The organism is Streptococcus cristatus ATCC 51100 (assembly GCF_011612585.1).
In the GTDB taxonomy this organism is placed as follows: Bacteria; Bacillota; Bacilli; order Lactobacillales; family Streptococcaceae; genus Streptococcus; species Streptococcus cristatus_H.
In genome coordinates this window covers 732,461-750,656 of record NZ_CP050133.1, presented here as the reverse complement: position 1 = coordinate 750,656, position 18,196 = coordinate 732,461, and the positions used below count along the sequence as shown (strand labels likewise).

Annotated in this window: 16 protein-coding genes and 2 tRNA genes; all 18 read right to left on the bottom strand. The window is 41.8% G+C overall.

Annotated features, from left to right (window positions below):
- Positions 1–37 precede the first annotated feature (37 nt).
- Positions 38–925 carry a hypothetical protein gene (locus HBA50_RS03710; RefSeq protein WP_045497692.1) on the bottom strand — a complete coding sequence of 296 codons (888 nt, stop codon included), beginning with the start codon at positions 923–925 and terminating at the stop codon, positions 38–40.
- 4 nt (positions 926–929) lie between these two features.
- The gene (locus HBA50_RS03705) at positions 930–1,826 is read right to left on the bottom strand and encodes a membrane protein (RefSeq protein ID WP_045496682.1); all 897 of its coding nucleotides are present in this window, start codon (positions 1,824–1,826) and stop codon (positions 930–932) included.
- A gap of 262 nt (positions 1,827–2,088) precedes the next feature.
- The gene (locus HBA50_RS03700; RefSeq protein ID WP_045497688.1) at positions 2,089–3,984 is read right to left on the bottom strand and encodes an ABC-F family ATP-binding cassette domain-containing protein; all 1,896 of its coding nucleotides are present in this window, start codon (positions 3,982–3,984) and stop codon (positions 2,089–2,091) included.
- 223 nt (positions 3,985–4,207) lie between these two features.
- Positions 4,208–5,614, bottom strand: coding sequence for a 6-phospho-beta-galactosidase (lacG, locus tag HBA50_RS03695; RefSeq protein ID WP_045496679.1), 1,407 nt, complete (start codon positions 5,612–5,614; stop codon positions 4,208–4,210).
- A gap of 231 nt (positions 5,615–5,845) precedes the next feature.
- On the bottom strand, positions 5,846–7,552 hold the full coding sequence (locus HBA50_RS03685; protein ID WP_045496676.1) for a lactose-specific PTS transporter subunit EIIC: 1,707 nt from the start codon (positions 7,550–7,552) through the stop codon (positions 5,846–5,848).
- Positions 7,552–7,869 carry a PTS lactose transporter subunit IIA gene (lacF, locus tag HBA50_RS03680; RefSeq protein WP_045496673.1) on the bottom strand — a complete coding sequence of 106 codons (318 nt, stop codon included), beginning with the start codon at positions 7,867–7,869 and terminating at the stop codon, positions 7,552–7,554. The genes HBA50_RS03685 and lacF overlap by 1 nt, the downstream gene beginning before the upstream one ends.
- A 24-nt stretch (positions 7,870–7,893) precedes the next feature.
- Positions 7,894–8,727: a PRD domain-containing protein gene (locus tag HBA50_RS03675; RefSeq protein WP_045496669.1), complete on the bottom strand. Its 834-nt coding sequence runs from the start codon at positions 8,725–8,727 to the stop codon at positions 7,894–7,896.
- Between the two features lie 425 nt (positions 8,728–9,152).
- Complete coding sequence (locus tag HBA50_RS03670) at positions 9,153–9,518, bottom strand: hypothetical protein (protein ID WP_045496665.1); 366 nt, start codon at positions 9,516–9,518, stop codon at positions 9,153–9,155.
- A 4-nt stretch (positions 9,519–9,522) separates the two neighbouring features.
- On the bottom strand, positions 9,523–10,260 hold the full coding sequence (locus tag HBA50_RS03665) for a matrixin family metalloprotease (RefSeq protein ID WP_200893256.1): 738 nt from the start codon (positions 10,258–10,260) through the stop codon (positions 9,523–9,525).
- A 151-nt stretch (positions 10,261–10,411) separates the two neighbouring features.
- Entirely contained in the window at positions 10,412–11,614 is a 1,203-nt protein-coding gene (gene rpsA, locus HBA50_RS03660) for a 30S ribosomal protein S1 (protein WP_015604624.1), read from the bottom strand.
- 163 nt (positions 11,615–11,777) lie between these two features.
- Positions 11,778–11,849: transfer RNA gene (locus tag HBA50_RS03655), tRNA-Gln, on the bottom strand.
- Positions 11,850–11,858: 9 nt separating this feature from the next.
- Positions 11,859–11,939, bottom strand: a tRNA-Tyr gene (locus HBA50_RS03650).
- Positions 11,940–11,989: 50 nt separating this feature from the next.
- Positions 11,990–12,220 carry a DUF2969 domain-containing protein gene (locus HBA50_RS03645; RefSeq protein WP_045496652.1) on the bottom strand — a complete coding sequence of 77 codons (231 nt, stop codon included), beginning with the start codon at positions 12,218–12,220 and terminating at the stop codon, positions 11,990–11,992.
- Between the two features lie 93 nt (positions 12,221–12,313).
- A complete protein-coding gene (locus HBA50_RS03640; protein ID WP_045496649.1) occupies positions 12,314–13,339 on the bottom strand; it encodes a branched-chain amino acid aminotransferase in 1,026 nt (341 codons plus the stop codon).
- 140 nt (positions 13,340–13,479) lie between these two features.
- Positions 13,480–15,930, bottom strand: coding sequence for a DNA topoisomerase IV subunit A (gene parC / locus HBA50_RS03635; protein WP_045496646.1), 2,451 nt, complete (start codon positions 15,928–15,930; stop codon positions 13,480–13,482).
- A 7-nt stretch (positions 15,931–15,937) separates the two neighbouring features.
- The gene (locus HBA50_RS03630) at positions 15,938–16,660 is read right to left on the bottom strand and encodes a hypothetical protein (RefSeq protein WP_052687616.1); all 723 of its coding nucleotides are present in this window, start codon (positions 16,658–16,660) and stop codon (positions 15,938–15,940) included.
- 23 nt (positions 16,661–16,683) lie between these two features.
- Positions 16,684–17,244: a RelA/SpoT-related domain-containing protein gene (locus HBA50_RS03625; RefSeq protein WP_045496643.1), complete on the bottom strand. Its 561-nt coding sequence runs from the start codon at positions 17,242–17,244 to the stop codon at positions 16,684–16,686.
- A 29-nt stretch (positions 17,245–17,273) separates the two neighbouring features.
- A complete protein-coding gene (locus HBA50_RS03620; protein WP_045496640.1) occupies positions 17,274–18,101 on the bottom strand; it encodes an aminoglycoside 6-adenylyltransferase in 828 nt (275 codons plus the stop codon).
- Positions 18,102–18,196 lie beyond the last annotated feature (95 nt).

Sequence of the window (18,196 nt, the reverse complement as noted above, 5' to 3'; positions counted from 1 at the left end):
TGTTCACTTATCTCTATATCCGCACCAATCGTTCTTTTTACCTATTTTTCAATAACTCCTTGTGCTTTTTTAAATATTTTTTTCCATACCATTCTTCCACTGATTTGCCTTCCCACTCGCGGTATTCTTCGGGGTATTTCCATTTGTAATAGCCTTCTAGAAAGTAAGGAAACTCCATAAATACTATCATTGCCAAAAGAGCGATATCCGATCCTATCCATACCAACAATAATCCTAATAAAGTTAAATGAGGCGAAACAACTATTCCAGTATTGGATAAAATTATCTTTAAAATTACAGCAATCCCTAGCACTCCAGAACCATACAAAGCAATATAACGCAGCACTCTATCAAGTAGAGTATTCTCGCTCACCTCACCAAAGAAACGATTTTTTAAACTTCTTCTCTCGGTACGAATAAAGAACAAAGCAAGAACAAATATGAGAAAATAGATACCAGCGATACCAACTAATGTGAGAGTCGGTAAAGCTACTGTTATTCCAAATAAATTAAACTCTATAGCCAACCAAATTAAATAGGTTAAAATATGAAAACGATGTCTATATGGACGGATAAATGGCTCTCGAAAAATTTTTCCAACTATAATCAACGCAAGCCAAATAAACGACCCAATCAAGAAAATTTCAGGTGTCAATAGTTGCGGTTTGTAAATGGGTAATGTAAGATCTTTAGGATCCGCATTGTTCAAAGAATTAGCGAAAATTGCTAAAAGAAAATTTCCACCAAAAACAAAGAAAATACTAAAGAGAATATTCTTAATTCTGAAACCAATACTTGGAATTCCATTATGTAATCCCTTTCCTAAATGTTCATAATACTCTTTCTTTGAATACTGAAGTGGAGCATCATCTAATAGATTTAAACTCTCTTCAAAACTGGCTGTAAATAGTGACTTTTTTGTCATAAGTTTAATTCTCAATCTTCTTTTCTACTAATTCTGAGTGCTCTTTCAAATATCTCAAGCCATACCATTCTTCTACTGTTTTCCCTTCCCACTCGCGGTATTCTTCAGGATATTTCCATTTATAGTAAGCATAAAGGAAATAAGGAAATTCCATAAAAATAAGCATTGCAATTAAACCAATGTTTAACAAAATCCAACATATGAAGAGACCAAAAACAGTTACGGAAGGTGAAAAACTAATAGAAAAAGCTTTAAAAATAGAATTAACAATCACACCCAATCCTAATACCCCTACTCCATATATAGCAAGGCCTCTAGCAATTTTATCAAGTAAGGTGGGGGACTGACCTTCTCCATACATCCGTTTTGCCAAACTTCTAAGTTCTATCCTTAACATCCAATAAATTAAGGCTAAAAGAACACAAACAAGAAGAAAAATTCCTAAAATTTTTAGAAAAGGCAATACTAAACCAAGAACAGCGAGGTCGAACTCTATGACAAACCAAATCAAAAACGTTATGACATGAAAATGAGTCCTATATGGAAGGATAAAAAATGGTTTGATAAATTTACCAATTAGAACGAAGAGAAGCCATATAAGTAACCCGATTACATAAACATGAGCCGTTAAAAAATTATAATTAGAAATGGGTAAGGCTAAATCTTTGGGGTCACTACTATAAAGCATTGTTGAAAAAGCTAATAATAAAAAGTTGAATCCAATCGGGAAAATGAGTGTCAATATACCATACAAAAGAGAGTTTTTGAAATAATCAAATACATTCCTTGGAGGTTTGGACACTTTTTTATCTTGCTCCTTCAATAGATACTGTAAAAAACCATCATCTTCCAGATTTAAACTCTCTTCAAAACTTGCTTTAAAAATCGATTTCTTTTTCATTTTTAATCTCCAAACCCATATGTCATAGATTTCCACCCGCTCGAAACAGCCTTAGCAGTATCTCCTAAAAAGGACTCAGCACGCATGAGAAAGTTTAAAACTTACTCTAAGCGAGATGAGTCTTCAGGAAAAATCAAATTTTTTCTACAAAAACGAAAGATTTAATATATAAACATTCACTTTTTTCTTTTTGGCTGATTTCACATGTGAATTAAGCATTCTGAGCTCTAAGAAGCTCATTTCTCACAGAAACTGCATACTCCTACACCTTCTCCGCCAGTTCTTCCCATTCTAGCATGGCTTCTTCTTGGGCGGCGGTCAACTGGTCGATTTGCTGCTGTCTCTCCATGAGTTCATTGGCATCATTAGTAGCCTGCATAGCTTCCTGAAGCTGACTGATTTGACTGTCCAAGTCCTCGATTTGCGCTTCCAATTGCTCTAAGCGGCGGGCCAGCCGACGCTGTTCTTTCTGGTTTTCCTTTTGGAGCTGATAGTCATTGGCAGGGACAAGCTTGTCAAAATCAACCTGCTCCGTCTCCTCACGCAAGGCTTCCTGCTCTGCCTTTTTCTCCAGATAGTAGTCATAATCACCCAGATAAAGGGTAGAGCCCGTCTCAGAGAGCTCGATAATCTGGGTGGCTACACGATTGATAAAGTAACGGTCATGACTGACAAAGAGCAGGGTGCCGTCAAAGTCAATTAGGGCATTTTCCAGCACTTCCTTACTGTCAATGTCCAGGTGGTTGGTCGGCTCGTCTAGGATGAGGAAGTTGTTATTTTCCATAGACAGCTTGGCTAGGAGCAGCCGCGCCCGCTCTCCACCCGACAGCATGCCGACAGACTTCTTGACATCATCTCCCGAGAAGAGGAAAGCGCCTAAGCGATTGCGAATCTCGACCTCTGGCGTCAGCTTGAAGTCATTCCATAGCTCATCAAGAACCGTATTGCTGGCAGTCAGTTTGCTCTGGGTCTGGTCATAGTAGCCTACTTCCACATTAGCTCCCAGCTGCTCCTTGCCTCTGATGAAAGGAACTTGACCGATTAGTGATTTAATCAAGGTCGTCTTTCCAATCCCATTTGGCCCGACAATAGCTACCGCATTGAACTTACGAATGTCAAGGTTAATCGGCTCCGACAGGACTTCCTCTCCGTAGCCAATAGCTGCATCTTCCAAGGTCAGCACAACATTTCCAGAAACCTTATCAGATCTGAAAGTCATATTGGCCGAGCGGCTGCCGATTTCTGGTTTGTCCAAACGCTCCATCTTTTCCAGTTGCTTACGGCGGGACTGAGCCCGTTTGGTTGTGGAGGCCCGGACTAGATTGCGATTAACAAAGTCCTCCAGCGCAGCGATTTCTTTCTGTTGCTTTTCATAGTTCTTGGCTTCAGTGGCTAGCTTCTGCTCCTTTTGGATCACGAAACCGGAGTAATTGCCCACATAGCGATCCAAGGAATGCTTGGTCAAGTCCAGCGTGATGGTCGCAACCTTGTCTAGGAAATAGCGGTCGTGGCTGACGATGATGAGAGCACCTTTATAATTTACCAAATAATTTTCTAGCCAAGCAATGGTCTCGATATCCAAGTGGTTAGTCGGCTCGTCCAGTACCAACAGCTCTGGCTTCTCTAAAAGCATCTTGGCCAGAGCCAGACGGGTATTCTGCCCGCCTGAAAGCTCAGAAATCTTCATCTGCCACATGGACTGGTCAAACTTGAAACCATCCAAAATAGCTCGAATATCGGCCTCGTAGGTAAAACCACCCTTCTGGCGAAAGTCCTCGGACAGCTGGTCGTACTGGGTCATGAGAGCCGTCAGCTCTTCTCCTGATAACTCTCCCATTTGCAGCTCCATCTGCCGCAAGCGTTTTTCTTGCTGACGCAGACTATCAAAGACCAGCAGCATCTCGTCGTAGATGGTATTCTCCGACTCAAAGCGACTGTCCTGAGCCAGATAGGACAGAGATAGGTCTCGTTTTTTATTGATCTGACCAGAAGTAGGCTCTTCCTCGCGCACCAAAATCTTGAGCAGGGTTGACTTCCCAGCTCCATTTTTACCGACCAGTGCAATCCGGTCACTCTCATCCACCTGCAGGTTGATATTATCAAAAAGTAGCTCCCCTGCAAAAGAGCGTTCAATCTTGTTTGCTTGTAAAATAATCATAAAACCATTATAGCAGATTTCCAAGTACAGAGCCATTGGCTGTCATAAAAAATGAAATCCAAACTGTCTATCTCTCAAGCCAATTCAAAGGAGAATTTTAAATTTTTCCGCAAGCACTCAGACCAGAATATCCTGTCTAGCGATTGAATACCATCAAATCAGACTTCTATGGATTAGCATGCCCAAAAAAGCCGAAAGAGCTCAACTCTAACGGCTTTATTTTTTATTCAATGATTTGTGTTTCAGCTAGTTTCTTATACCAGTGAGCGGATTTCTTCGGATATCGTTCCTGCGTTTCAAAGTCTACGTAGAATAAGCCGTAGCGTTTTTCATAACCGTTAGACCAAGAAAAGACATCCATCAGAGACCAGATAAAGTAGCCCTTAACATTAGCCCCGTCCGCAATCGCATCGGATAAAACTTCCAAATGCTGCTTGACGTAGTCAATCCGAGCATCGTCGTAAACCGTATTGTCCACAAATTCATCTTTATAACCCAGACCATTTTCTGTGATATAAATCTTCTTGTAGTTTGGATAATCTTTCTTAATCCGCATGATCTGGTCATAGAGGCCTTGCGGATAGATAATCCAATCCCAATCAGTTTTCGGAATATGGGTTGGAGATTCTCTGCGCCCTACTCCCTTAATCTGGTACTTAGAGCTTCCCTTTTCGCCTTTTCCATTATGGATAATTTCTGTTTCACCATCAAAGTCGCGCATCCAATCACTCATATAGTAGTTGATGCCGAGGAAGTCATTGAGGTCTTTGGCTACTTCTAAAGCCGCAAAGTCTTCATCTCGCAGATCCAGCTGGCCACCATTGACCTTAAGGATATGATTCACCCCTGCCAGAGTTACATCTGAATAGTGCCCCAGATAAGTCGCATCTAGGATAAACTTGTTATGGATAATATCTTCCAACTCTGCTGCTCTGACATCTGCTGGATTTTCTGGATCGTAAGGATATTTTGTAGGAAGTGCATGAACGACACCGATTTCACCCTTGTAGCCCTTGTCCTTATAGAGCTTAACAGCACGGGCATGGGAGACCATCATGTTGTGATGAGATTGGAAAACCTTGGCCAAGTCATACTGGATACCCGGAGGGAATTTCCCAACTAAGTACTGACCATCACCAATGGGACCAATTTCATTGAAAGTCGTCCAATAGCGAACTTCTGGAAATTCTTCAAAACAGAAAGCCGCATAGTCCACAAAGTGCTCAATATTTTCCCGATTGAGGAAATCTCCATTTGAATGAAGAGCCTCTGGTGTATCAAAGTGGTGAAGGGTCACAAAAGGTTCTACACGACGCTTGTGGCATTCTGCGAAAAGATTATGGTAAAATTCCACACCTTTTGGATTGACCTCGCCATAGCCCGTCGGGAAAATCCGTGACCAGGCAATGGAAATCCGAATACCATTGACACCATACTCTTCAGCCAATTTCAGATCCACAGGGTATTTGTGGTAAAAGTCACTGGCAGGTTCTGCCGTGTACCAGTAGTTATCCTCTAGGTACTTATCCCAGGCAACAGGTCCTTTGCCATCTGTATGGGTTGCTCCCTCAGCTTGATAGGCTGCTGTTGCACCACCGAAAATAAAATCTTTAGGTAAGCTTTTTGTCATCTTATTTTCCTTTCAATAACATTTGGAGAGTGGGACAGAAATCGGTAATTCGTTAGAATTCGATTTCGTCGTCCCACCTCCGCACAGTTGAGTAGGGCTATAAAAGCTGATGAAATCAGCGTAGTAGAGACCACTCAACCACTGCGTCTTGCTCGACAATCCAAAGACAATTGAGAGGCTAGGACTTTTGTCCCACTCTCTATCAAGTTGCTTCATCTCAAATAAACAGATTTAGTTGTTAAATTGCTCCTGAACGAAGGCAAGCGCCCCTTTACCATCACGGGTTAGTTTGATGTATTGGCCGCCTTCAGTCTTAGCCAGCTTGATACCCAATTTATCAGTTTCCGCCTTCATGTCTTCAAAGTTGGAGGCAACTTGGGGGGCCAAGATAACCAGGTCAAACTCAGGCAGCATTTCACGGTGAGCACCGTAGCCACCCGCTGCTGCTTTGACAGGAACATTGTATTCAGCTGCTGCTTTATTCAAAGCGTTGGCCAGCAATCCACTAGTACCACCACCTGCACAGAGCACCAGAACATTGGTTTCTTCGCTAATATTGTTTTGCGCTGGAGCTTCTTCATCCACTCCTGCTTTTTCAAGGATAGCGTCCGCTTTAGCAGTGTTAAAGTTAGCAGCTACTTTTTCTTTAAGAGCATCGTTGGCTTTGCCAGAACGTTCTTCTTCTAAGATTTGTTCGTCATAAACCTTGACAAATGGATAGTAAATAACCACATCCACTACGACAAGAAGGGCTGCAAGAACAAAGGACAGAAGCTGGAAGTTGGTACCTAGCACAATTCCCAGAGGTCCAGGTGTCACCCAAGGAAGGTTGGCTGAGAAGGAGTTCATGTTTAAGGTATCAACAAAGAATTTGAAAATCCATACGTTTGCGATAGGTGCAAAGATAAATGGAATAAAGAAAATCGGATTCAGTACGATTGGAGCACCAAAGAGAATAGGCTCATTAACACCAAAGAAGGTTGGGACAACAGATGCCCGTCCAATTGCACGGTTACGCTCAGACTTACAGATCCACATGAAGAGGAAAGGAACAATCAAGGTCGCACCAGTACCACCCATAGTAACGATGAACATTTGAGTACCAGAAGTAATAACCTTATCCGCATGTTGACCAGCTTGAACTAGAGCCAAGTTGGCATCGATATTGGCATAAGTAATAGCAGCAATGGCAGGCTCAACGATAGACGGACCGTGAATTCCCACGAACCAGAAGAAGGCATAAGCACCAAAGATAAGAGTGATTCCCAGATAGCCATCTGCCGCTGAGAAGAGTGGAGCAAGAAGCGTTCCGATAGATTCTGCAACGGTTACTCCCAGACTTGCTTTAACAAGCAGTTCCAAACCATAGAGCAGAACAACTGATACAGTAAATGGAATCAAGTCTTTAAATACTTGCGAGATATTGGGTGGAACTTCTTCTGGCATACGAATGGTGACATTATTTTTCACACAAACTTTGTAGACATTAACGGTCACAAAGGCTGCGATGAAAGCTGTCAAAAGACCTTTTGTTCCCATAAAGGCTGTCAGGAAACCACCATCCTTGGCAGGCTCAGCGGCCATGAGGAGGAAGCCGACCATAGAAGCCAGCATAGTAGATAAGAAGTTAATCTGGTTGGTCGCAGGCAGGCTGCGATTGACAGAGTCCGTCAAAGCCTTTGCAGTGGTCCCGCCCACAAAGAAAGCAAGAATCCCCATTGAATAGCTATAAGGGGTCATTAAGAAAGTTTCAATGTCCTTAGACCAATGGAAGCCCCATGCATTTGGCACATAGGCAATCAAGATAAAGATAGATGAGAAGAGGATAACTGGCATACCAGCGATAAAGCCATCCCGAATAGCACGAAGATAAATATTCCTAGAAATCTTCTCAAAGAAAGGCTTCCCTTTCTCAATAAGTCCAATGAGTTTGTTCATTATTTTACTCCTCTTTTATATAGTTCAATCATGTGTTTCATCAAATCCTTGAGCAACAAGGTTGTCATCAGGTGGTCTTGACCATGCATCATGGTCACGCTATAGGCCAAATCCTCACCAGCAGCTTCTTTGGTCAAAAGGCTGGTCTGAGCATGGTGCGCTTCGACAATACAAGCATTTGCTTCTTCCACCAAACTTTCAGCGCGGGCAAATTCTCCAGACTGCGCTGCATTTAATGCTTCCAGCAACTTGGAACGAGCATCGCCCGCGTAGGCTACGATTTCAAAACCAAGTAATGTTACTTCTTCTCTATTCATGATAGATCCTCCATTTAATGTTCCTTATAGTAATCGTTGAATATGTAAGACCAGATAAACTCGCTCACTATGATACAAATCTATTCCAGTTTTCTGGGCAATAATATCATAGAGGCTGGTTCCAATTTGATAGGCTTGAGGATAGGTCAGTTTAATCTGACTTTCCATTTCTAACAGTGAAACATTATCATCTCGGCTTCTGTCTAAGTAATCTAAGAAGTAATTGAGATGAATCATAAACCGATCATAGAAGTTGCTATTATCCGATGTTCTTTTTATTCCCTGTTTTCTTAGCTCTTCTTCTACAGCAGCTAGAATTTCCTTCCGCTGATCCAAATAACCCTGGCCTGCTGGATTGGAGACCCCTTCTGCATTGATAAAGTGATAAGCAATTCTATTTATTTCATCCTCCGGAAAGGCTTCTAAGAGTCGTTCCCGATAAATAGCCACTGCTTCTTGTGCAATTTGATAAGGAATGGGATATTTACCTGAAGCATCTGGCAGGTCACTGCTCTTGTACCGCCCCTGCTGAAGCGCTTGATAAGAACAGTAGATATGGTCCGTCAGTGTGACATAGATATACTCCTGGACTGGGTAATGGTATTTCTTGGAAAGCGTGTCAATCACATCATAGGTCACTGTGATAAAGTCCAGTGGAACATCTTTGAGCAAGGCCACAAAGTTTTCCTTGGACTCTTCCGTTCTCATACGAAAGACTTTCTCAATCTTACTTTCCAGAACAGGATCACCCTTTTTCTTATTGAATGCTATCCCACTACCAATCAGAACAACCTCTTCACCATTTTCATGTTTGGCTAGAGCAACATTGTTATTCATAGGAAGTATGATTCGATACATAGTTCCCTCCTTATCATTTTCTTGGGTTTTCGTGAAATAAAAATGACCGCAAATAAACGGAAAATACAAGAGCACTTGCCTCTTCCAATTCATTTGCGGTCACGCCTAATCCAACTTAGTAACGCTCACCCTATTCAATTTGTGGTTTCATTATAGCATATCAAAACGTGAATGTAAACCCTTTCTTTTGCTTTTTTTAAAATATTTTTTAAAAGCCTTTTTTTACTAAGCATGACCAACGCTCATCAAGCTTTTTCAAGCTTGAATCCTCGATTTTAGATAAAAGTAGGAACCAAGAGCAAACAGTGAAAGACTTCCTAAAAACTTCTCGGAAAGCTTGCTCTGAATTTGCTATAAAAGACTTGCTCTCGCTCAATTAAGTCTCTTCGTATTAGAAGAATTTTCTTCTATAAATTGCTTGTAGTTTACAGAAAACTCCCTAGAACTTCTTGATTTTGCATGACCAGATAAATGCCCAGCAAAATAATCAAAACAAAGAGACTTAGCTTTATCATCCCTTTGACAAAACGAACAATCCAAAGAATAATCATAGAACCAATCAGCCACATAATGGCCGAATGCTGGAAAAATCCTTGAACGGTCTCAACATTCTCTCCAAAGAAGGCCTGAATAGGCGCTGGAACATGAGCTTCCCAAGCTGCTGTCACGCCTAGCTGGTTAGCAATATCGCTGCCGCTTTTCCACAGCCAAGCAAAAATTCCTGAATTAAAAAGAAAGAGGAAAACTTGCTCTGGGAAGCGTCTAATAAAATTAAAAATCGTTTTTAGCATACCTTTATGATTGATACAAGTCTTTTACAGCCTGGATATCTGCTGGCTGAATACTATAAAATGAGCCTGCCGACTGCATCACTGATTCCTCCTCATTATGGTCTAATCCGATAGCATGGCCCAATTCGTGCGCTGCTGTATTGACAATCCGCTCATGAGAGTAACCATAGCGTCTGTCCAACAAGTAGTAACTATTAAGGCGAACAGTCACATGGGTGAAACGATTGGTCAGCAGGTTGGTCTTGGACTCTGCCTCACCAGCTGCACTGACACTGCCGTCATTCATCTCCGTCGCAACAATATCCGCTTCTTCTTTGTCATTGATGATTTGAAAGGTGAAAGCTCCTGTCTGGTTCCAGGAATTAATAGCCTCCTGATAGGCTGAACGTAAAGTTGCATTCGTGGTATCGATATATACCGTAGCACCAGCCTTCTCCCAGCGAGCTCCCGTCCCTTTATGCTCATCTGTCAGCTGATTGGGCTGAATTCCCTCACTAGTCTGAAGACCAGTGGAAAGTCCTTGATGCGTTAAAAATTGATCCACTTGAGTAACAGTAGTTCGAAGAGCCTGCGATAATCCCTCTGCCCCCGTCTCTGTCGAAGTAGTAAAATAAAAAACACCTACAAGAACAAGAAAACTGAGTGCCACAGACCAAATAAGCCCCCAGATGAGCCGCCAAACCAAGCTAACTATGAATCTAATAGAATTGAAAATAAACTTCACGGCAGCCTCCTTTCTCATAGAATGCACGAGAGATTTAGTCTAGCATCTTTCGCTTAAATAAAACTGAATATGCATAAAGAGCAAGTATCGCAATAAATGACTCGGATACAAAGTCCCACTTGAAAAGACGAAAAAAGAAGCTGAGAAACTCAGCCTCTTCTTAAGTAAATTACAATTCGATATCACCGAAAAGATCAGCCATTGAGAAACCAGTTTGAGTTTCTGGAAGCTCGAAGTCACGTTTTTCTTGACGACGTGGACGACGTGGACGAGATTGACGTTTTTCTTCTTTTTGGCCTTCTTCTTGAGCTGGACGCTCTTCAAGAGCCTTGATAGAAAGTGATACACGCTCAGCAGCAGCATTCACTTCAAGAACTTTAACAGTTACTTCTTGACCAACTTTAAGAGCATCTTTTGGATTTTCAACACGTTTGTGTGAAATTTGTGAGATGTGAACAAGTCCGTCGATACCTGGCAATACTTCAACGAAAGCACCGAAGTCAGTCAAACGTTTTACTGTACCTTCAACTACATCGCCAGCAGCAAGTTTTTGTTCAACACCATCCCATGGTCCAGGAGTTGTAGCTTTAAGTGAAAGTGACACGCGGCCTTCTTCTTCGTTCAAATCAAGAACTTTCACTTCGATTTCGTCACCAACTGAAACAACAGATTTTGGTGAAACGTTGCGCTCATGAGAAAGTTCAGTCAAGTGAACCAAACCATCAACACCACCAAGGTCAATGAAAGCACCGAAGCTTGTGATGCGAGCAACTTTACCAGTCACAACATCACCAACATTCAATTTACCAAATACTTCTGCACGCGCTGCTGCAGCTTCTGCTTCAACAACTTCACGACGTGAAAGGATGAAGCGGTTTTCTTTTGGATCTACTTCTTTGATCTTAGCATCAAATTCTTGACCTACAAAACGTTCAGTGTTGCGAACGAAACGAGTATCGAGCATTGAAGCTGGAATAAATCCACGAAGTCCTTCAAACTCAACAGAAAGTCCACCTTTAACAGCACGAGTGCCCTTAACAGTAACAACTTCTTCTTCACGACCAACCAATTTGTCCCATGCTTTGCGAGCTTCTAAACGTTTTTTAGATACTAGGTAAGTAACTGTGTCTGTATCTTTACCTACTACTTGACGAAGAACAAGCAATTCAAGTGTGTCACCTGGTTTCACAAAGTCATTGATGTCAGCATCACGATCATTTGTCAACTCACGCAGAGTCAAAACCCCTTCAACACCAGTACCAGCAATGGCAACATTAGCTTGGTTAGCATCCACTGTCAATACTTCAGCAGTAACGACATCACCTGGCTCGACTTGGCTAACACTGTTTAGCAAATCTTCAAATTCATTCATCTAAAAAAATCCTCCAACAATCAAGTATACTACTTGACATACTTATAATTATTTTCCTAAGCACCCGCAAACGACATTGATTTATCTTTTACCGTTTTCCACCCTATAAAGAAATAAAATATCCGACGATATTTTATCCTTTATCTGATATATTACCTAAGAACTGGGGTAGCTGGATTCGAACCAACGCATGAGGGAGTCAAAGTCCCTTGCCTTACCGCTTGGCTATACCCCAATGATGAAATGGAGAGAGAGGGATTCGAACCCCCGAACCCGAAGGAGCGGATTTACAGTCCGCCGCGTTTAGCCTCTTCGCTATCTCTCCGACAATCAACGATATCAATTATATCATTAATCTAATAAAAGCGCAAGCCCTTATTTTCCTAAATTGTAGGTTTCAATCAAAGTTTCCACTGCTTTTTCAAGCTTTTTATATAAACTTTCAACATTGCCATTTTTGATAATAGCAAATTGGCCGTCAAACTCAGCAATCTCGCCAATGACTTTTTTCCCAATAGAAAGGGTGTAGCCATCAAATTGATCCGCGCCAAGCTTCACCTTACTATCCGCAATCTGAATCTCAATTTTTTTATCTTTTTTACTCATTCTTCTACCTCTTTCAAGTTTCTATTTTACACAAAAATAGCAAAGCTGGCAAGTGATTTCCTCAATAAAAAGAGCCTCGAAAGGCTCTTAAAGTTATTCGTCTACTTTTACAATCCAACCTTCTGGAGCTTCTACATCACCAAATTGGATACCAGTCAGCTCATCGTAGAGTCTGCGAGTCACTGGTCCGACTTCTGTCTCGCTATAGAATACATGGAAATCATCGCCATGCTGGATTCCTCCAATTGGCGAGATAACTGCTGCCGTACCACAAGCTCCTGCTTCAACAAAGCGATCCAAGTTATCAATCGGAACGTCACCTTCAATTGGCGTCAAGCCCAAGCGATGCTCTGCCAAGTAAAGCAGGGAATATTTGGTAATGGATGGGAGAATGGATGGGCTAAGCGGAGTCACAAATTCATTGTTTGCTGTAATTCCAAAGAAGTTGGCTGATCCGACTTCTTCAATTTTGGTATGAGTTGACGGATCTAGGTAGATAACGTCTGAAAAGTTACGAGACTTAGCCATCTTACCTGGTAGGAGACTAGCTGCGTAGTTACCACCGACCTTGGCCGCACCCGTACCATGTGGAGCTGCGCGGTCATATTCGTCTTGGATCAAGAAGTTGGTTGGAACCAAACCACCCTTGAAGTAGTTTCCAACTGGCATAGCAAAAATCGTAAAAATATACTCCTCTGCTGGTTTTACCCCGATGATATCTCCGATACCAATCAAAAGGGGACGAAGGTAGAGAGTTCCCCCTGTTCCATATGGCGGTACATATTCTTCATTGGCGCGGACAACAGCCTTACAAGCTTCCACAAACATTTCAGTTGAAACTTGTGGCATCAAGAGACGATCGCATGTGCGTTGCAGGCGTTTAGCATTCTCATCTGGACGGAAAAGCTGAACACTACCATACTTGGTACGATAAGCCTTTAGACCTTCGAAAGCCTGCTGGCCATAGTGAAGGCTTGGTGAAGACTCAGAAATATGCAGGGTCGCATCTTCTGTCAGCTGTCCTTCCTCCCACTGACCATTCCGATAATAAGCGATATAGCGATAGGGCAATTTCATATATGAAAAGCCAAGATTTTCCCAATCAAGATTTACTGTCATAGTCTTTTTCCTCTTTTCCTTATCTTTCAATTTATAGATACTCCCTATTGTACACCTTTTTCTGAAAAATTCAATCATTATTTTCAATTTTCTGAAAATTTATTTTTTAAAAAACCAGTTCGTGTGAACTGGCTTGTTGATTACTTGATATAAGCTGAGAAAACTTCTTCGTCTGAAATAGTATCAGAGATGAAGCTGCCATTACTGGTTCTCTCAGACAGGCTAAGATCAGCCAGATTGATTTCATAGACCGTTCCTTTATTAGAAAGCACTTGCAAAATCTGCTCTTCACTGGCTTCTGCTTCAGTAGTAAAGAGGTCAAAATCTGCTGCTTCGCCAAAGACTGGTCCAGCTGCAAAGACACGATGGGGCTTGGTCTTAAGCTCTCTCAGAACTTGAAGACCGCGATTTGCCCGACTGGTAACAGGAATATCTGCGACTGCCATACGCTTGAGCGAACCACGCTGAGTCAAGAGGTAAAGTGAGTCTGTATTGGCGATAAAGGCTGCCGCTAGGACATCGTCTTTCTTGAGATTGATGGCTTTAACCCCAGCTGCCTTAGCTCCGATAACTGGTACTTCCTCAATATTGAAGCGAAGAGCATAGCCATTCTTGGTCACGAGCATAACATCATCCAGCTTAATCGGCGCCAGAGCAATGACCTGATCGTCTTCATTTTTCAGCTTAGCAAACTTAAGGGACTTAGACTTGTAGGTCCGCCAAGGACTAAACTCCTTGCGCTCCACTCGCTTGATTTGTCCCAGTTTAGTCGCTGCAAAGTAAGTGCCTTCCTCAAAACTGTCCAGCAATTCCGTATAGATAACCTCTTCTTTGGTATCGAAGTTACTGATAGTCTGGCTGAGGTGTTCTCCGATTTCTTTCCAGCGGATATCTGACAGCTCATGAACAGGCCGATAAATAACATTTCCCAGGCTGGTGAAAATCAATAAATGCTGAGTCGTCTTGGCCGGGCTAACAAAAATCAGTCGGTCATCGTCACGCTTGCCCATTTCTTCTAAGGTTGAAGCTGAGAAGGAACGAGGACTAGTCCGCTTGATGTATCCAGAACGTGTCACGCTGACATAGGTCTCTTCCTCAACAATGAGACTAGCTGTATCAATCTCGATGGCGTTTGCTGTATCCTGTAGCTCACTGAGACGGGGATTGCCAAACTTCTTCTTGACATCGCGGAGCTCCCGCTTCATGAGGTTATACATAGTTCGCTCATCGCCGATAATGGCAGCCAGCATGGCAATCTTCTCGCGCAGCTCTGCTTCTTCCTCTTCCAGAACCACTACATCTGTATTTGTCAAACGGTAGAGCTGGAGAGTGACGATAGCCTCAGCCTGCTCCTCAGTGAAATCATAGCTGACTTTAAGATTTTCCTTGGCGTCTGCTTTGTTTTCTGAAGCACGAATCAGGGCAATCACCTCGTCCAAGATGGAAATAACCCGAATCAGTCCTTCCACGATATGAAGTCGTTTTTCAGCCTTGGCCTTGTCAAAGCGGCTGCGAGCCAGAATAATCTCCTTGCGGTGGGCAATATAACTGGTCAAGATTGGCACAATCCCCACCAAACGAGGCGTGAAATTGTCAATCGCCACCATGTTGAAGTTGTAATTGACTTGCAAATCAGTGTACTTGAAAAGATAGTTGAGAATCAGCTCGGTATTGGCGTCTTTCTTGAGCTCGATGGCAATGCGAAGACCGTCCCGGTCGGATTCGTCCCGCACCTCAGCAATGCCAGCTACCTTGTTATTGACCCGCACATCGTCGATTTTCTTGACCAAGACCGCTTTATTAATCTCGTAAGGAATCTCGGTAATGACGATTTGCTCTTTTCCGCCTTTCAGCTTTTCGATCTCAGTTCTGGAACGCACTACAACTCGACCTTTCCCAGTCTCGTAAGCTTTCTTAATCTCATCTCGACCTTGGACAATGGCTCCTGTCGGGAAGTCTGGACCAGGCAGAAACTCCATGAGTTTGTCCACCTTGGCAGACGGATGGTCAATCATATAGATGACCGCGTCAATGACTTCAGCTAGATTATGAGGCGGAATATCCGTCGCATAACCAGCTGAAATCCCAGTTGCTCCATTGACCAAGAGATTAGGAAAGGCCGCCGGCAGAACAGTCGGCTCCTTCTCAGTATCGTCAAAGTTCCAAGCAAAAGGAACGGTATCTTTCTCGATATCCTGCAAAAGATAGCCAGCCATCTCAGACAAGCGTGCTTCAGTATAACGCATCGCCGCTGGTGGATCACCATCCATGGAACCATTATTCCCGTGCATCTCAACGAGAATCTCACGGTTTTTCCAGTCCTGAGACATGCGAACCATGGCATCGTAGATGGAGCTGTCACCGTGGGGGTGAAAATTCCCCATGATGTTCCCAACTGACTTGGCAGACTTACGGTAGCCCTTGTCAAAGGTGTTGCCGTCCTTGTTCATGGAATAAAGAATACGGCGCTGAACAGGCTTCAAGCCATCGCGAATGTCTGGCAAGGCCCGCTCCTGAATGATGTATTTGGAATAGCGACCAAAGCGCTCTCCCATGATGTCCTCAAGGGACATGTTTTGAATGTTAGACATATTTCCCTCATTTTTTATAGTTGATTAACAACTCTGTTTCTAAAAATTTTAATAGACTTGCATACTGTGTACTCTCACCTTTTTCATTTTCTATTTTAAAAACATTATATAGCTCTCCATTACTTTTAAAGTTTACGCTAGTAGGACGATTATTTTTTATTCCTTCTAGGAGGTTTAATAATTCTCCATAAATTACCACAAAATGATTTTTAATTTCCTCAACTAAAGTAATATCAGCTTCAGATAAAGAATAATATAATTTTAAATTTTCAAACTCTCTATCATGTATATTATGTTTTTCTGTAAGATATTCTACTAATTTGTCAATTTGAGGAGCTTTCAATTCATGGACATTAATTTCTATTTGATTTAATATAAAATATTCTTTACAAAAATAATTAAGTGGTACTATATAAGGATTACTCTGCACACGATCATAATAAAAAGTCCAATTATCACCTAAATCTTTAAAAAAATGATATAAATTTAATCTCTTTTCATACAATCCAATTTTCACCTGATACTCAGATAAAAGTTTTATATTATCTCTAATATCTCCTTGAATTTCTTCCAATTTTTTTTGCCGTTCATCTAATTCTTTAGTATCTTTCTTTGAAATAGAAATTGCATAACAAATAGGAATGACGATTGAAAAAATTCCAATCACATTTGAAATCCAATCTGTTGAATCAATCGCATTGATTAATCTCTCAAACATTTCCGGTGTCATAGTTACTACTCTTATTCACTCTCCTACCTCACAAATCCTCGTTTATACTTGATATGACTGGCGATATTGCTATCTACATCTTTCTTATCCCAAAGTTGGAGTTCCCATGGATAGTAAAAATTACTTTTATTTTTAAAATAGATATGAATACCGACATAGCCATCTTTATCACGTAAATACCAGTTTTTTAGTCCGTACATCTCTTGCCAATCATCTAATTTATCCATGACTTGAGCTATCTCTTTGGAACTTAAAATCATACGAGCACCAAAAATATCATTAAGAATGGAATTCACAGGATAGCCCTCTTGACGCTCGGAAAAACGTGTAATTTTATCTAAAATAGACTCAGAAGTTTTGACACGATAAACATAGGCAATATCTTGGACCTCCGCTTTCATCAGATAGTCATTAATTGACTCATGTAAATTCAGACGGTAGGCCAAAATCGCTTTAGTCGGAACTTTTGAAAAGGTATGCTTGAGATTGATTTTCTCCACCTTACCAGTTTCAAAATAATCTTTAGAATATTCTAGATGAATACGATTAATCTCTGTAATGAGGCGTTCCACTTTTTCGATCATGAGTCTTCTCCTCTCACTTTTTCATTTTTCTAGTTATTCCCAAACTTCTTCACTCTCTCTTCAGCATACTCAATCATCTTCTCTGCGGTTTCTTTGTCATAAGGGAAGCCGGTTTTGAGAGAGAAATCTTGTGCTTCTTTGTGGAAAAAGTCCATGGTAGCTAAGAGAGACTTGGTGAGGCTTTTCTGCTCAGAAAAGTCAAGCAAGGCTGTAAATTCTTTCCCTTTCTCAGCAGGCAAATACTGAAAGAGGTACTTGTAGTTCTTACCAACATCAACCGTACCCTTATCTGCTGCTACTTGCCAAGCTAAAATCTTGAGCAATTCTTGCTGGCAGATTCCATACAAATGATCCGTCGCATAGACAAGGTGATTTCGATAAATGCCCTTGACTACATAAGCTGACACCCACCAGAATTCATTGCAGGATTTGTAAAAGTCAGTCGCACTGGCTGGTGCCGTCCAATAGCGCTTGGGTGTCGGTGCATAAGACTCAAAAAGCCCCTGCGTGTCATCCAGCACCGTGAAATCTGCTTCACTATTCACCCACTCTTTGATGTGCTCTTTGGGGCAGAGGGTCAAATCTATCCGATTGCCATCTTCAAAGAGCATGAGATAGAGGCGGCGATGGTCAAGTAGGTTATGCTGCTCGATGATGCGCTTGCCAAACCTTTCCAACCAAGCAAGGTCGGCCGTCAGACCATCCAAATCCTCCACAATGTAGACCACATCATAGTCTTGGAACTCGTCCTTGGGGGCATTTGGGTTTGTCCGTGAGCCGGACATGGCGACAGCGTTGACTTGTAGCACTTTTGCGGTTTGCAAAATCACATCAAACATTTCAGATTCAGTTCTCATGGGAATACCTTCTAATTTTTGTTTATATTAGTTTTGAAAAGAGCAGGACTATAAAATAACAGAAATGGTCAATCAGATTTTTTATCGAATTGTTT

Bases quoted from the DNA above. Each gene is read 5' to 3' on its own strand.
- HBA50_RS03710 (WP_045497692.1), bottom strand. From the start codon at position 925: ATGACAAAAAAGTCACTATTTACAGCCAGTTTTGAAGAGAGTTTAAAT.
- HBA50_RS03705 (WP_045496682.1), bottom strand. From the start codon at position 1,826: ATGAAAAAGAAATCGATTTTTAAAGCAAGTTTTGAAGAGAGTTTAAAT.
- HBA50_RS03700 (WP_045497688.1), bottom strand. From the start codon at position 3,984: ATGATTATTTTACAAGCAAACAAGATTGAACGCTCTTTTGCAGGGGAG.
- lacG (WP_045496679.1), bottom strand. From the start codon at position 5,614: ATGACAAAAAGCTTACCTAAAGATTTTATTTTCGGTGGTGCAACAGCA.
- HBA50_RS03685 (WP_045496676.1), bottom strand. From the start codon at position 7,552: ATGAACAAACTCATTGGACTTATTGAGAAAGGGAAGCCTTTCTTTGAG.
- lacF (WP_045496673.1), bottom strand. From the start codon at position 7,869: ATGAATAGAGAAGAAGTAACATTACTTGGTTTTGAAATCGTAGCCTAC.
- HBA50_RS03675 (WP_045496669.1), bottom strand. From the start codon at position 8,727: ATGTATCGAATCATACTTCCTATGAATAACAATGTTGCTCTAGCCAAA.
- HBA50_RS03670 (WP_045496665.1), bottom strand. From the start codon at position 9,518: ATGCTAAAAACGATTTTTAATTTTATTAGACGCTTCCCAGAGCAAGTT.
- HBA50_RS03665 (WP_200893256.1), bottom strand. From the start codon at position 10,260: ATGAGAAAGGAGGCTGCCGTGAAGTTTATTTTCAATTCTATTAGATTC.
- rpsA (WP_015604624.1), bottom strand. From the start codon at position 11,614: ATGAATGAATTTGAAGATTTGCTAAACAGTGTTAGCCAAGTCGAGCCA.
- HBA50_RS03645 (WP_045496652.1), bottom strand. From the start codon at position 12,220: ATGAGTAAAAAAGATAAAAAAATTGAGATTCAGATTGCGGATAGTAAG.
- HBA50_RS03640 (WP_045496649.1), bottom strand. From the start codon at position 13,339: ATGACAGTAAATCTTGATTGGGAAAATCTTGGCTTTTCATATATGAAA.
- parC (WP_045496646.1), bottom strand. From the start codon at position 15,930: ATGTCTAACATTCAAAACATGTCCCTTGAGGACATCATGGGAGAGCGC.
- HBA50_RS03630 (WP_052687616.1), bottom strand. From the start codon at position 16,660: ATGACACCGGAAATGTTTGAGAGATTAATCAATGCGATTGATTCAACA.
- HBA50_RS03625 (WP_045496643.1), bottom strand. From the start codon at position 17,244: ATGATCGAAAAAGTGGAACGCCTCATTACAGAGATTAATCGTATTCAT.
- HBA50_RS03620 (WP_045496640.1), bottom strand. From the start codon at position 18,101: ATGAGAACTGAATCTGAAATGTTTGATGTGATTTTGCAAACCGCAAAA.